We start from the raw sequence: 15,186 nt of genomic DNA, 5'->3' as shown, positions 1-15,186 counted from the left end.
AAAATATGGCATACGATAAATTTACGGTATTGCAGTCATCATGCGTACCACTTCCACTTGAAAACGTGGACACCGACCAGATAATCCCGGCTCGCTTTCTGAAAGCGACCAAACGCGAAGGATTTGGTGACAACCTCTTCCGTGACTGGAGATACAACAATGATGATTCTCCCAAGGCTGATTTTGTTCTTAACAATTCCACCTACTCTGGGAAAATCCTAGTAGCGGGTCGTAACTTTGGTTCCGGTTCAAGCCGTGAACATGCTGCCTGGGCTATTTATGATTATGGCTTCCGTTGTGTTATCAGCTCTTTCTTTGCTGATATTTTCAAAGGAAACGCACTTAACATCGGAATTTTGCCGGTCACTGTTTCTGCCGAATTTCTAGATAAGATCTTCCAAGCCATCGAGGCCGACTCCAATGCCGAGGTAACGGTAGATTTGCCCGCTCAAAAAGTGACGATTGTGGCTACCGGTGAGAGCGAAAGCTTTGACATTAATGGCTATAAAAAGCACAATATGATAAATGGTTTTGATGATATAGACTATCTTCAATCCCTGAAATCAGAAATCGGAGTATTTGAAACAACAAGACCATTTTAATAATGGCTTTCGGCTTTTCGGCAATCAGCATTTGGCTGAAAGTCGATAGCCGGTAGCCGACAGCTTATGAACAGACACATCGAAATAATGGACACTACGCTCCGTGATGGGGAGCAAACCAGCGGAGTATCTTTTTCTGCAATAGAAAAACTTACTGCTGCTCAGCTTCTTTTAGAGGAAGTGAAGGTAGATCGTCTCGAAGTGGCATCGGCAAAAGTTTCCGATGGTGAATTGGAAGCAGTCAAAAAGATTACTGATTGGGCCAAAACCAAGGGGTATCTTGAAAAAATCGAAGTTTTGACTTTTGTTGATGGCGACGCCTCTATCAATTGGATGGAAAGGGCAGGTGCAAGGGTAATGAATCTTTTAACCAAAGGCTCACTCAATCACCTTACACACCAGCTTAAGAAATCGCCGGAACAACATTTTTCAGAAATAAAAGAAGTTGTATTGAAAGCCAAAGAAAAGGGAATCAAGGTAAATATTTACCTGGAAGACTGGAGCAATGGCATGCGGCACTCCGAAGATTATGTTTTTCAACATCTCGACTATTGCATCAAACTTCCGATTGAAAGAATTCTTCTTCCTGATACCTTAGGAATTTTGACACCCAAAGAAAGCTATGATTTTGTAAAAAAAGTTGTTGATCGATATCCGGGAATACATTTTGATTTTCATGCTCACAATGACTATGACCTCAGTGTCGCCAATGTGATGCAAGCCGTGAGGGCTGGTGCTCATGGATTGCATCTTACCGTCAATGGTTTGGGAGAAAGAGCCGGAAATGCACCTCTATCGAGCTCTGTGGCGGTTTTGAAAGATTTTATGCCTGAAATAACGTTCAATGTAGATGAAAAGTCATTGTACCGTATCAGTAGGGTCATAGAAGGTTATGCCGGTATCAGGATTCCGCCCAATAAACCTATCGTAGGGGAAAGTGTTTTTACCCAGACCGCCGGGATTCATGCCGATGGCGATAAGAAAAACAACCTTTACGTAAGCAATCTTAGCCCCGATAGATTTGGCAGAAAAACGCTCTACGCATTGGGAAAATCATCAGGTAAAGCCAACATTGAGCAAAATCTCAAAATGTTAGGTATAACTTTACCAGATGAAGACCTTAAAAAAGTTACTAACAGGATTATCGCTCTTGGCGACAAAAAAGAATCAGTTACCCGCGAAGACCTTCCTTATATAATTGCCGATGTACTTAACAATCAGCAGGTAGAAGAGAAAATCAAAATCCTGAACTATGTGCTTACACATTCCAGAGGACTAAAGCCCACGGCAAGTGTTCTGGTGGATTTTGAAGGGGAGATTTTTGAAGAAAACTCATTTGGTGATGGCCAATATGATGCCTTTATGAATGCCCTTAAAAAAGTTTTTAAAACAAAAAACCGTACTCTACCTGATCTAATTGATTATATGGTGCGTATCCCTCCTGGTGGTCGGACAGACGCCCTTTGTGAAACCATAATAACCTGGAAAACTGAAACCCGTGAAATGAAAACCCGGGGGCTGGATTCCGACCAAACGGTATCTGCAATAGAGGCTACAGTAAAAATGCTCAATTTGATTTAGTGGTTTTCAGAAAATGTCTATTGGTTACAATTAAAATTAATTTAAAAAAAAGCTGAAGGCTGATTGCTGAATGCTAAAAGAAAATAAATATGAACTTAAACATTGCAAAATTGGCCGGTGACGGAATCGGCCCGGAAGTAGTTGCACAGGCAGAAAAAGTATGTAATGCCATAGCAAAAAAATATAATCACACCATCAATTGGACATCGGCACTTACCGGTGCTGCAGCAATTGATGCAGTAGGTAATCCATACCCCGACGAAACCCATGAAATCTGCATGAAAGCAGACGCCGTGCTTTTCGGAGCAATTGGTTTGCCTCGTTTTGATAATGACCCATCCAATCCTGTTAGACCTGAGCAGGGCTTATTGGCTATGCGTAAAAAACTTGGATTATATGCCAATATTCGCCCTACTCTGGTATTTCCGTCGCTTTTACATAAATCACCTCTGAAACAAGAATTGATTGAGAAAGTGGATTTTGTTTGTATCAGAGAGCTTACCGGTGGGATATACTTTGGTGATAAAGGCCGCAACGAAACCCGAGACAGAGCATGGGATGTATGTGAATATACCCGTGAAGAAGTTGAACGTATCATCAGATTGGCATATAGCTATGCTATGGCCCGTAAAAAGAAACTTACCATTGTTGATAAAGCCAACGTTCTGGAAACTTCCAGACTTTGGAGAGAAGTAGGCCAACAATTGGAAAAAGAATATCCTGAAGTAAAAACCGAATATTTATTGGTTGATGCAGCAGCTATGCGTATCATCCAATGGCCTGATGGTTTTGACGTAATGGTGACTGAAAACATGTTTGGCGATATTTTGACTGATGAGGCTTCAGTTATCTCAGGTTCAATGGGTTTGATGCCTTCTGCTTCAATCGGTTTACACACATCTGTGTTTGAGCCCATTCATGGTTCATACCCTCAGGCAACAGGTTTAAACATAGCCAACCCTATCGGCACAGTGCTTTCGGCAGCAATGATGTTTGAATATGCCTTTAAATTAATGGATGAAGCAAATGAAATAAAAGAAGTAGTAAACAAATCGCTAGCTGAAGGAATTGTTACAGAAGACATTGCCGGCAAAGACAAAGCCTATGGTACAAGTGAAGTAGGTGATTGGTTAGCTGCTCAAATAAAGTAATCGATTTGAGATTTTAAAAAAAATGCCGTCCTCTTTCGAAGACGGCATTTTTTATATCAAAAGTCAAATAAAATTAATTTCCATTAATTTTTGACAATTCTACATCGAAAAGTAAAGGTGTATATGGCGGAATTGATGATCCGCTTCCGGTTGTACCATATCCGAGTGACGATGGAAACACTAATTTAGCTTTTTCTCCTTTTCTCAATTTTAGAATTCCGGCTTCGAAACCTTTAATAGAAGAATTTGAACCAATCGTAAAGCTAAAAGGGGTGGCTCCATTATCAAAAGCAGTTTCATTTAAAAACATCCCTTTGTATTTTACCTGAACCAAATCACCAGTTTTTACGGTGTCAGCTGTAGGGTTTTCCGAAAGTTTAATAACTCTTAAACCCTGATCTGATTTATAAGTAACTGTATAGTTTTTCTTTTTGATAAAACTTTCAATCCTTTCATCCTCAGTCAACATATTTATCATTTCAATTTCAGCAACAATTATCTCATTTTTTGCAACTCCCGACGGTGGATTATCACCATAAGCGAGTTGACTTGGGATAAAAAACTGACCTTTTTCACCTTCTTTCAATAAAAACATTGAAAATAGAAAACCGGTAAATACATTGCTTCTGTAATAATTGACAATCACCGAATCTTTAGCTTCTTTCTGACCAATAAGTGTGCCTGCCAAATTTTTAAGTGAATAGGCGATATGAAACTCATAGGCTGATGAAGGCAACAGCCCTGTTGCATTAGGCTTCGTAATTCTGTAGTAAATACCAGAACTGTTATCTTTTGTTAAGGTAATAGAATTATCCAAACCGTATTGTAAAATTTTAGTTGCTTCTTCTTCATAAAGTGCATCCAAATCCGACTCAACGAATTTGTTGAGACAAGAAGTAAGCGAAAATGCCACAATAGCAATTAATCCTGTTAACTTAAATTTATTCATGTTTATTTGTATTTTCTACAACAAATTTCCTTTTTGAAAGAATCAGAACAATAATGAAAAGAGAATATTATTTCTGTTTTACATCATTCAGGGTAATTTCAAAAACCAAAGGTGTATTTGGCTGAATCGGGCCTACACCCTGTTCTCCATAGGCTAATACCGAAGGAATTACAACTGTAGTTTTTCCGCCTTTTTTCATTGTCATCAGGATTTTGTCCCAACCGGCAATAACTCGACCTTCACCAACCGGAAACTCAAATGGGTTTTCAGGAGTCGATTTGTCAAATACCTTTCCGTTTAAAAACTTACCTACATATTGAACATTTACGAGATTACCTACTACGGGCGTTGCCCCGGTACCTACTGTATTTTCAACATAATAAATTCCATCAACTGTTTTTTGAGCATTTTTCAGATTTTTTGCCACATAAGCTTCAATTTCTTTTGGTTCATTGTTTTTCTTATCCAAGAGATCTTTGTCAAATTCGGCTCTGGTCTGTACCTTATGCATTTTCACTGTAAATTTCAAATCTGAACCTTTCGTGATTCCCGGAGCAAGTGGTTGGTTCATAAGCTTAAACAATGAATCTGAGCTTACTAAAACCGTAGTGCTGTCTCCTTCACCAATATGATAAAGAGCACTTTCAAATGAACCCTTAAATTGTCCTTTTTGTATTGGCATAATAAAAGCTTGCCCTTCTTTATAGCTGTCTTTGATTACTGAATCTTTATCTGATTTTATCACGAGGTCAAATGTTAAGATATCGCCATCCTTTCCAACTTTTCCTGATTTTCCTTTTTCATGTACCAGCAATCTGTCACCGTCTTTTGTGGTGGTAACTTTAAACTTATCACATCCCCAAATGGCGGCAGTAGCTACCAACACCATTATACTAGTTTTTAATTTCATTACGATTTTATATTAAGATTAGAAAAAATTTATTTTGGTTGTAAGGCCAACGTTTTTTTGTAAAACGGCAGCAAATTTACGAATTTCTCAACAGTTTGTTCCAAAGAAAGATACGATTTCCCTCCGGCAGCATTTTTATGTCCCCCACCTTCAAAATAATCGCGGGCAATATCTGCAACAGAAAAATCGTGAACAGACCTGAAAGATATTTTTATCATACCTTCTTTTTCAATAAAAATTGCAGCCATAACCACTCCTTCTATTTGCAAACCGTAATTTACTATGCCTTCTGTATCTCCGGTTCTGGAATCATATTTTTTAAGTTCTTTTTCAGTGACACTAAAAAAGCAAGTTCTGAATTCGGGCAAGTGGGTCATTTTTTTGTTCAAAACATAACCCAAAAACTGAAGTTTGGCTTCAGGATTTTTATCAAAAAGATTCCGGTTTATTTCACTTGGCACAACTCCAAGCTCCAATAACCTGGCGGCAATACGGTGAACTGAAGGGCTGGTTGAAGGAAATCTGAATGATCCGGTGTCGGTAAGCATTCCGGTATAGATGCAAGTGGCGGCATCAAGGTCAATTTTATCCTCTTGACCCAGTTCGACTATCATATTATAAACCAATTCAGAAGCCGATGAAGCGTGTTGATCCCAATAATACAAGTCTCCAAAGTCTTCGGGCAGTTCATGGTGGTCTATTACTATCTTTTTAGCCTTTGACCCCAATACCGCATCTTTCATTTCTTTCATCCTGGAAACAGATGAATAATCAAGACAAAAAATAAGGTCGGCAGTACTTATTATTTCATCTGCAATCGCCTTATTTTCCTGATTATAAACCAATATTTTATCGGCATTAGGCATCCAGGCGATAAAATCAGCAAAGTCAGTAGGACTAATAAAGGTAATTTGCTCGATTCCAAGTTTTTGGAGAAAACAATATAATCCTAAAGTAGAACCAAAAGCATCACCATCAGGGTTTTGGTGGCTGGTTACTACCACATTACCGGCATTTTTTAGCCAATTATTAAAAAGGCTTAATTTCTCTTTATCTTTTGTGAAAAAATCAGTCATAAATCGGAAAATGGCCTGCAAGTTACAAAGTACTATCGGTTTATCAGTGCTTTAAGCTATTTTTAAAAATCTTTATGCTACGGAATTTTATATTAATTTTGTGAAAAAAATACAATTTATGGCGAATAACAGAACATACTCTATGGTAAAACCACACGCTGTGGCCGATGGCCATATTGGTGGTATATTAAAAATGATTGAAGAGGCAGGCTTCAGAATTGTGGCTTTGAAAAAAACCAAACTTAGCCCCGAACAGGCCGGGAAATTTTATGCTGTTCATGCCGAAAGGCCTTTTTATAACGATTTGTGCCAAATGATGTCTGTCGGTCCTATAGTTGCGATGATATTGGAAAAAGAAGATGCAGTGGCTGATTTCAGGGCCTTAATTGGCTCTACCGATCCTGCAGAGGCGGCAGAAGGCACTATCAGAAAAGCATTTGCCAATTCAAAAAGCGAAAATGCCGTTCATGGTTCTGATTCTGACGAAAACGCAGCTATTGAAAGCTCGTTTTTCTTTAGTGAAACAGAAAGATATTGATTTTTGCCTTTTAAGATTCATTTTCAATAAAGCATCATGAGTTATTCCTGATGCTTTTCTTTTTTTATAATTCAAATTAATTTCAATGCGAAATTTCCTCATATTTTGCTCCTTTTTATTATTGCTTGCATGTGGTGAGGCTGTAAGGAAAAAAGAGTATGTTTCACCAGATATACTGTTTCCAGAGATTTTTAGGGAAGTACAAAATTCAGGTTTAAATATTGAAGTATTTTTAGATGCGACAGCATTATATAAACCTGATGAAATCAACCAAAATTTTAAAAAACTGAAAGGCCTAAAAGGATTCAATTTCAATGATTTTTTCAAACAGAATTTTAGAGAGAATTCAAGTGCAAAAATTTACACACAAAAGATCAACTCAAAAGAAGATTTAAAAAAGTATACTGAAAATGCCTTGAAAAGCCTGAAAAGATATCCAAAGGATGATTCAAGTTCACTGATTCCAACACGAAAAGAATATTACTCCGGAGGTCCTTCTCATGAAGAGTATAATTATTTCAATTCTTTCATTTTAATGAAGGCTTTTCTTGAAAATAATCAAATAGAAGAAGCCGAAAACTTTTTGCTTAATGCCGCCCAGTTTGTTCAAGACTACGGATACGTGCCCGCAGGAAACAGAAGCTATCTTCTTGGAAGAAGCAATCCGCCGGTTTTTGCATTATTGGTATCAGAGATGGCAAAGCATAAACCCGAAGTTTTGCCTCAATATGCCTCATTGCTTACAAAAGAATACCAATACTGGATGGCCGCCCAATCTAAGGAGGAATCAAATATTCTGAGTGGCTTAAATGGCAATAAAGTTTATGCTTATAAAAATGCAGTCTTAATGCCGGATAAAAACCTGCTTAACCGTTATTTTGTGACTAATAAAGGAATATCAAAACGCAACCCTAAAGTTTCATCACCAAAGGAGCTTCAGAGTATTTTGACCTCTGAGGAATCACTTGATTTTGATGGGATGAGGTGGAAGACCGACATTTATTCTGGAGATAAATCTCCCCAGAGTTTTCTTGCGGTAGATTTGAATTCTTTATTGTTTTTTATGGAAAAAACCCTTGCCGAATCGTATAATGCAAAAGGGAATCCCGAATATGCAAAAAGCTTTAGATTATTGGCGGAGAAACGAAAAATGGCAATCAACAAATACTTTTGGAATGAAAAGACCGGTTTTTTCACAGATTATAATTTCAAATCACAAATCCAATCTAATGCTTACACACATGCGGGTCTATGGCCGGTTTTACTAGGAATAGCAGATGAAAGTCAAATCCAAAAGGTCATAGATTTTGTGGAAAATCGTTTATTGAAAGAAGAAGGTGTGGTAGATTTTTATTCAGAATATGCTACCGGAAATACTTTTTCATCTGAAAATCAATTTATCAGTTATTTGGCTTTGAAAAATGCCGGTAAACAAGATCTGGCCGATAAAATCAGAAAAAAATGGTTGTTAGTAAATCTAAATCATGCAAAAAAATTCGGAAGCATACAGTCCGATTATTTTGAAAAGACAAAAAAAACAAAACCCCAACAATCTAAAAGAATTGATGGGGCTTTGGGGGTATTGTTATACTTTTTGAATCAATAAGTTTTATCTCAAATCAACCACTTCCACACCCGGATATTTTGATTTATCAAAAATAAACATGGCATCGGCGGCGGGCACGTTAGGCACAAATTTGTCAATTCTGAATACTGTTTTTTTACCTGACTTGTCCCAAACTTTCCAGTTTTTTATACTTTTATCTTTTTTGTTAACGGTAATTTGAATCATCTTCACGTTTGATTTACCATTGGTTGGTGATAATTCCACAACCTCGTAAGACACACCGGCAACTGCATTTTCTTCTTTGAATTTATATTTATAGCCTTTTTTGTAAATCGTATAAATTTTTGATGGAGAGAAATCACTGTCATCATTAGCGTTGTAATCTGATATGTTGACTTCGTTGGTTTCTTTTACAAAAGTGTACACTTCTTTTCCATTATTGAAAATCTCCTGTCCCGCAGTTTTTAATTTAAACTTATTACCTTTTACGGTTACATTTCCTGTAAAAACATTGGAAAGCTTTCCACCGGCACCTTCCACACCGTATGTGAAATTGGCATTAAAAGTTTTCAAAGCTTTATATTTTGCACTCATAGCATCAAGTATGCCTTCAGCTTTTTTATCCTGTGATAAAGCAGGAGAAAGAATAACTGTAAAAGCTAATACTCTCAAAAAATTAATCATTTTCTTAGTTTTTGTATTTAGACGTTTTTTTTATTTAAAAAGTTTAAGTCTATGCCGAAAAAACAGCGGAATTTTAATTCAAAATTAATATGAAGCTTAAGTTCGTTTCAAATTTCGTAAAATTTCTTCTAAATGTTCCAAATCTTTCACTAAAACTTCCCGTGCCTTGCTACCTTCCGAAGGGCCTACAATACCTGCTCCTTCCAGTTGATCAATGATCCGTCCTGAGCGATTATACCCCAGTTTCATTTTTCTTTGAATGAGAGAAGTACTTCCCTGCTGATTAATAACCAACAGTCTGGCGGCATCATCAAACAAGGGATCCAGTTCTCTTGGGTCAAAATCAGAATTATCTGGCTCATCGTCACCATAATATTCCGGCAACAAGTATGGAGTATCAAAGGCTCTTTGTTCACCAATAAACTCACAAATGTTCTCTACTTCCGGAGTGTCCACAAATGGGCACTGTAATCGCACCATTTCTGAGCCCATTGACAACAACATATCACCATTTCCAACGAGCTGTTCAGCTCCACCAGTGTCCATAATTGTCCTCGAATCGACTTTTGCCGTCACTTTAAATGATAGCCTCGCCGGAAAATTGGCTTTTATCAATCCGGTAATTACGTTAACCGAAGGTCGCTGGGTCGCTAAAATCAGATGTATTCCTATTGCCCTTGCCAACTGTGCCAAACGGGCAATAGGTTGCTCAACCTCCTTGCCGGCGGTCATCATCAGATCGGCCAACTCATCAACTACCAATACGATATAAGGAAGGAATCTGTGGCCTTTCTCAGGATTTAATCTTCGTTTTACAAATTTTGCGTTATATTCTTTAATATTTCTGACTCCCGCGTCTTTTAGCAGATTATATCGGTTGTCCATCTCGATACAAAGTGAATTGAGCGTATGGATCACCTTTTTGTTATCGGTGATTATCGCTTCTTCGGAATTGGGTAACATCGCCAGGAAATGCCTTTCAATTTTGTTAAAAAGGGTCAATTCCACTTTTTTGGGATCCACTAAGATGAACTTCACTTCCGAAGGGTGTTTTTTATACAAAAGTGAAGTGAGAACTACATTCAATCCTACCGATTTACCCTGGCCGGTGGCACCCGCCATCAAGAGGTGAGGCATTTTGGCAAGATCAGTAATGAATATTTCGTTGGATATGGTTTTTCCTAGAATTATTGGTAATTCATATTTAGAATTCTGAAATTTTTCGGACGAAAGCACCGATTTCATAGAAACCATTTCCCTGTTTTTGTTCGGAACCTCAATTCCAATTGTTCCTTTTCCAGGCATTGGAGCAATAATCCTGATACCCAAAGCAGCCAGGCTCAAAGCAATATCATCTTCCAGGTTTTTGATTTTTGAAATTCTCACTCCGGCTTCAGGCACAATTTCATACAAGGTTACTGTAGGTCCTATAGTGGCTTTGATTGATGAAATTCCAATCTGAAAATTGTTGATTGTCTCAACAATCTTATTCTTGTTGCTTTCCAGTTCTTCACTACTAACTTTTGAGCCACTATTTGAATATTCCAGCAAAAGTCCAAGATTGGGATATCTGTATCCCGAAAGTTCTAGTTTAGGGTCAAATTCTCCAAATTGTGCCAAAAGACTATCTCCCTCCGCTTCTTCATCTTTGAGGAATTCCGGCTTTGGGTTCGCAGGTTCAGATTTTTCTTCGGGTTTTTCAACAGTAAACTCAATCTTCCCACCCTTAAAGGGTTCTTTTGCAAGGCTATTGGGTTCAAATTTTACTTCTCTCTCTACAGTCAAAGGATTTTCAAATTCTACTTTTGGTTTTATCGAAGGTTTTTTCAAAGGATTATCCTCTTTTGAATCGCTATCTTCAAAGTCAGAATCGTCTTCAGTAAAGTCATATTTTTCAATATCGCGATATAGAAATTTCTTTTTTCCAGGAAAATATTTTGTAAAAATGTAGTCGTCAACCGAAGTAAGCCCATGAAAGAAAATCAACCAGATCAATAATCCCAATAGAATTACTAAAATGCTGCCATATCCAAAAATTGTAAACAATAAATCGTTGGCAACAAAACCCAGATTTCCTGATAAAAGTGTGGTTTTGAGTTTAAATACAAAAACGAAAAAGCCCAGGAATACAGAAACAAAAAACAAATAAAATACACTGCCAATAATAAATCTGTTAAGCGAAAATTTGAACAGGTCTTCTTTAAAAATAAGCCTGAAACCTATTAAGAACAAAACAGGTATAATTAAAAATGATGACAATCCAAACCAGATATCTATAAACCAATGTGAGGTATTTGCACCCAGCCAACCCAAAATGTTGGCAGCTTTCCCACTTTTATGACCTACAATTTCACCTACATTATGCTGGAGCAAGTCCTGATCGGAGTTCCCTGAAAATAAAAAAGAAGAAAAAGCAAAAAGAAAAAAAACCGAAAGTAGGATTAGAAATACACCGGTCAAAAAAGAGTATTGTCCATCATTTGACAACGTGGTCTTAGAAAAAACGGAAGGTTCTACGGGTTTTTCGGCAGGCTTGACGGCCTTCTTCTTGTTCCTGAAGGAGTTTGACATCTTTAATACTTTTTATTTTTTGGAAAGCAAAACAAAATTAAAAAAGATTGAACGAATTTCTAAAGAAATACAATATTCTTTTTTGATTAAAAACCGAAAATAATTCCTTTTTTTGATTTTTAAACCATTATTTTTCAAATATTTATAAAATCAAATTTGAAAATAATAACCCCAATAATATCTTAGTTAACACAGAAGTACTCATGTGTTTTTTATTTTTTAGAGGAATGGATTTCAACTATGACTCAAAGGTTTATCACTTTCCCATTGTCTAATTTCAATCTTTTGTTCACACATGCAGGGATTTCATCTTCATAATGGGTTACGAAAATCAGGGTTTTTTCGAGGCGGACACATATCTCATTGAGTAACTCCCTGAAAAATACCATTTGATTATAGTCCAGCCCCTGACATGGTTCATCGAGGATCAGTAGGGGAGGGTTTTTAACCAATGCTCTGGCCAAAAAAACCAATCTCTGCTGGCCATTTGATAATTGTTGTAGCGGACGATCCTTTAGATGACCAATTCCCATGAGATTCAGGTAAGTATCCACAAGGGTAGATTGCTCACCGGATATTTTTCTAAACAAGCCTGCAGCATCGAAAAATCCGGAGGCAACTACTTTCCAAACCAGCGTTTGTTTGTTGAAATATTGCTGTAGTTCGGGAGAAACAAATCCTATTTTCTGCTTTAATTCCCATATGCTTTCACCGGTTCCTCTTCTTTTATCAAAAAGATATAATTCATTTTGATAGCCTTGAGGATTATCCGCATTGATTAAACTTAAGAGCGAACTTTTACCTGAACCATTTGGCCCTGTTAAAGCCCATTTATCTCCTTTTTTTACTTCCCAATTTATTTGATCAAGTACGATTTTTTCGCCATATTTTACTTTTCCTGAAACCAACTTAATTACAAAATCAAAATTCTCTGTTGTGTTGTGTAAATCATATATACCCTCAGGAATTTTTATATCCTTTTTTTGAATATATTCATTTGCTGAAAAACGGGATAATAATCCCTCGAACTTTATCTTTCCGGCATCCAACCAAATGATATTTTCAAAATTTTCAGGGAAATCAGCTGGGTTTGCTGCCAATACAACCTGGGTGTTTTTCAGATTTCCTAAAATCGTTTTTAATGTAGCCCGGCTTTCAATATCAAGACCAGTAAAAGGGTTGTCGAGCAATAAGACATCAGGTTTTTGTAATAAAGCGTAGGCAATTAGCGTTCGACGGGTTTCTCCGTTGGATAGGGAAGTGAGTTTGCGGTCCAATAAATGTTTGATATGCATTTTTTTTGCTATCTCATTCAGCCAGTCCGTTTCGTATTTTGGCGGGTTTAGCTCTACTGATTCCAAATCAACCGTGCCAAGGGGTACCACCTGATTTTGCAACGTTTCTCTAACTGAAGGCCCAACTTCTGCATCCTGAGAATTATATCTTTGCTGATAATATTGGTACGCCTGTCCCACAATTTTGTGAAAGCTATAATCTCTTCCGACCGGCACTATTTTTATTCCAGAATCTTTTTCAAATTTTCCTTTGGTAGGAAAAACTTTTGAGCCAAGCACATCTAACAAGGTGCTTTTTCCGCTTCCACTTTCACCAACCACCAGCCAGTTTTGTCCTGGAAAAAGTTCAAGATTTATCTCTTTTAAAATTTCGTAATCATTTTTTACAATATAAAGATTGGTCAGCTGAAGCATCAGGGAGTTTTTTGGCATAAAATTATGTAAATACAGCCAATAAGACCTCTTAAAATCCTACATTTGTGGTTTCGATTTTTTTATAAAGAGCCTGGCATTTAAAAATGAAGCATTTTATTAACCTCAACGACGTAAGTGATGTAAAAGAATTGGTATTGGAAGGGCTATATCAAAAAGCCAACCCTCTGGCCAATCAAAATTTAGGGAAAAACAAAACCATAGGTTTGATTTTCTTTAACAGCAGTTTGCGAACACGTATAAGTACCCAAAAGGCCGCCATTAACCTGGGAATGGATGTAATTGTGATGAACGTGGGTTCTGATAGCTGGCAATTGGAATTTGAAGATGGGGTAATAATGGATCAGGGCAAAGCTGAACATATCAAAGAAGCCGCTGCAGTTTTAGGTCAATATTGTGATGTAATTGGTGTGAGGGCGTTTGCCGAATTTAAGAGCAGGGATGACGATTATCGGGAAATAGTTTTGGAAAGTTTCAGGAAATATGCCGGTGTGCCTATTGTAAACCTTGAGTCCGCTACGAGACACCCTTGTCAGTCGTTGGCTGACTTAATTACGATTGAAGAACTAAAAACCCGCACCAGACCCAAAGTGGTGCTTACCTGGGTGCCTCATTTCAAAGCCTTGCCACATGCAGTTGCAAATTCTTTTGCTGAATGGGTTAACGAAACCGACTACGATTTTGTGATTACACATCCCGAAGGTTACGATCTCGCCTCTGAATTTGTCAAAAATGCGAGGGTTACTAACAATCAGGAAGAAGCTTTTGCCGATGCCGATTTTATTTATGCAAAAAACTGGTCATCGTACAACCAATATGGACAAGTTTTGTCGCAAGATCCAGAGTGGAGAATCACTCCTGAAAAAATGGCACTCACGCATAACGCTAACTTTATGCACTGTTTGCCTGTAAGGCGTGGATTGAAAGTCGCAGACGAGGTTCTGGACTCACCCCAATCGGCCGTAATTCAGCAAGCCGGGAATAGGGTGTGGTCGGTGCAGGCTGCATTAAAAAAGATTTTGGAAGCCCTTTAAACTATTAGGCTCAATCAATACTTTTGGCGGGATTTCCAAAAACTGTGGTCTTGTCTTTCACATCCTCAATCACTAGAGAACCAGCACCAACTCGTGCGTTTTTGCCTATTTTAATACCTGAAACTATTGTGGCTCCGGCACCAACGAAGGCTCCATTTTCCAAAGTAACATCTGAACTTATAACAGCCCCAGGGCCAATCTCTACATATTCGCCGACAGTTGCCTTTACATCAACTATGGCTCCTGAATGTATTACGGAGTGACTTCCAAGTTTAACGCCCTGATTGATAATTGCACCCGGCCCAATCAAAATGCCATGGCCGATTTCAGAATCTTCTGAAACTATTGCACGGGCATGAATCGCATTAACCGGCATGGTCTTTCTTCGGTCAAGAAGCATTTTTACTGTTTTTTCTTTGTGAGTTTTAGTTTCAAAAGCCACAAATGCTTTAGTTTTGTTCCCAATTATTTTTAAGAAACCATCATCATTGGGATCTCCCAAAATCACAGTCTCTGAAATTTCAGTGCCGTGGAGTTTTGAGTTTTCGTCAAGAAATCCATACACCAAGACTTCGTTGCTATTGAATATATCTAGTGCCAGTCTTCCAATGTTTCCTGCTCCAAAAATTACTACCGGATTTTCCATTAATCTTTTTTTATGCAAAATTAGTTATTTTTAATTTATTCTGATTTTAGGTTTTAGGTATATTTTTTGATACCAAAATATATATTTTTTAACTTTCTTTTTCAAAAGCCTTTTGGTATTTGAAGACTAAAACTTATTATTATCTCACAA

The 15,186-nt window shown here is 37.5% G+C and carries 13 protein-coding genes; 6 read left to right on the top strand and 7 right to left on the bottom strand.

Annotated elements, in window-relative coordinates; all coding sequences use genetic code 11:
• Positions 1 to 5 precede the first annotated feature (5 nt).
• From leuD to leuB, 3 genes are all read left to right on the top strand, one after another.
• Entirely contained in the window at positions 6 to 602 is a 597-nt protein-coding gene (gene leuD / locus IPP61_05675; protein MBL0324659.1) for a 3-isopropylmalate dehydratase small subunit, read from the top strand.
• Between the two features lie 87 nt (positions 603 to 689).
• Positions 690 to 2,183: a 2-isopropylmalate synthase gene (locus IPP61_05670; protein ID MBL0324658.1), complete on the top strand. Its 1,494-nt coding sequence runs from the start codon at positions 690 to 692 to the stop codon at positions 2,181 to 2,183.
• Positions 2,184 to 2,272: 89 nt separating this feature from the next.
• A complete protein-coding gene (leuB, locus tag IPP61_05665) occupies positions 2,273 to 3,334 on the top strand; it encodes a 3-isopropylmalate dehydrogenase (GenBank protein MBL0324657.1) in 1,062 nt (353 codons plus the stop codon).
• 73 nt (positions 3,335 to 3,407) lie between these two features.
• On the opposite strand, the gene IPP61_05660 is transcribed toward leuB, so the two are convergent.
• The 3 genes from IPP61_05660 to IPP61_05650 form a co-directional block, all read right to left on the bottom strand.
• The gene (locus IPP61_05660; protein MBL0324656.1) at positions 3,408 to 4,283 is read right to left on the bottom strand and encodes an FKBP-type peptidyl-prolyl cis-trans isomerase; all 876 of its coding nucleotides are present in this window, start codon (positions 4,281 to 4,283) and stop codon (positions 3,408 to 3,410) included.
• Positions 4,284 to 4,350: 67 nt separating this feature from the next.
• Positions 4,351 to 5,193, bottom strand: coding sequence for an FKBP-type peptidyl-prolyl cis-trans isomerase (locus tag IPP61_05655; GenBank protein MBL0324655.1), 843 nt, complete (start codon positions 5,191 to 5,193; stop codon positions 4,351 to 4,353).
• A 29-nt stretch (positions 5,194 to 5,222) separates the two neighbouring features.
• Positions 5,223 to 6,269 (bottom strand): bifunctional oligoribonuclease/PAP phosphatase NrnA, encoded by a 1,047-nt coding sequence (locus IPP61_05650; GenBank protein ID MBL0324654.1) that lies wholly within the window; start codon positions 6,267 to 6,269, stop codon positions 5,223 to 5,225.
• Between the two features lie 118 nt (positions 6,270 to 6,387).
• Between IPP61_05650 and IPP61_05645 the strand changes: the two genes are divergently transcribed.
• Both IPP61_05645 and IPP61_05640 read left to right on the top strand, forming a co-directional pair.
• Positions 6,388 to 6,807 (top strand): nucleoside-diphosphate kinase, encoded by a 420-nt coding sequence (locus IPP61_05645; protein ID MBL0324653.1) that lies wholly within the window; start codon positions 6,388 to 6,390, stop codon positions 6,805 to 6,807.
• 85 nt (positions 6,808 to 6,892) lie between these two features.
• Positions 6,893 to 8,413: a hypothetical protein gene (locus IPP61_05640; protein ID MBL0324652.1), complete on the top strand. Its 1,521-nt coding sequence runs from the start codon at positions 6,893 to 6,895 to the stop codon at positions 8,411 to 8,413.
• A gap of 3 nt (positions 8,414 to 8,416) precedes the next feature.
• Here the strand turns inward: IPP61_05640 and IPP61_05635 are convergent, their stop codons facing one another.
• From IPP61_05635 to IPP61_05625, 3 genes are all read right to left on the bottom strand, one after another.
• Positions 8,417 to 9,058, bottom strand: a complete 642-nt coding sequence (locus IPP61_05635) for an outer membrane lipoprotein carrier protein LolA (protein ID MBL0324651.1) — start codon at positions 9,056 to 9,058, stop codon at positions 8,417 to 8,419.
• A gap of 96 nt (positions 9,059 to 9,154) precedes the next feature.
• Complete coding sequence (locus IPP61_05630) at positions 9,155 to 11,629, bottom strand: DNA translocase FtsK 4TM domain-containing protein (protein MBL0324650.1); 2,475 nt, start codon at positions 11,627 to 11,629, stop codon at positions 9,155 to 9,157.
• A gap of 245 nt (positions 11,630 to 11,874) precedes the next feature.
• Positions 11,875 to 13,338 (bottom strand): ATP-binding cassette domain-containing protein, encoded by a 1,464-nt coding sequence (locus tag IPP61_05625; protein MBL0324649.1) that lies wholly within the window; start codon positions 13,336 to 13,338, stop codon positions 11,875 to 11,877.
• A 104-nt stretch (positions 13,339 to 13,442) separates the two neighbouring features.
• Here IPP61_05625 and IPP61_05620 point away from each other — a divergent pair, with 104 nt between their 5' ends.
• Positions 13,443 to 14,390 (top strand): N-acetylornithine carbamoyltransferase, encoded by a 948-nt coding sequence (locus IPP61_05620; protein MBL0324648.1) that lies wholly within the window; start codon positions 13,443 to 13,445, stop codon positions 14,388 to 14,390.
• Positions 14,391 to 14,400: 10 nt separating this feature from the next.
• On the opposite strand, the gene IPP61_05615 is transcribed toward IPP61_05620, so the two are convergent.
• Positions 14,401 to 15,036: a NeuD/PglB/VioB family sugar acetyltransferase gene (locus IPP61_05615; GenBank protein MBL0324647.1), complete on the bottom strand. Its 636-nt coding sequence runs from the start codon at positions 15,034 to 15,036 to the stop codon at positions 14,401 to 14,403.
• Positions 15,037 to 15,186 lie beyond the last annotated feature (150 nt).

Source organism: Cytophagaceae bacterium (genome assembly GCA_016722655.1).
GTDB lineage: Bacteria > Bacteroidota > Bacteroidia > Cytophagales > Spirosomataceae > Leadbetterella.
The sequence above is the reverse complement of the archived record's forward strand: the minus strand, read 5'-3'. Positions and strand labels throughout refer to the sequence as shown.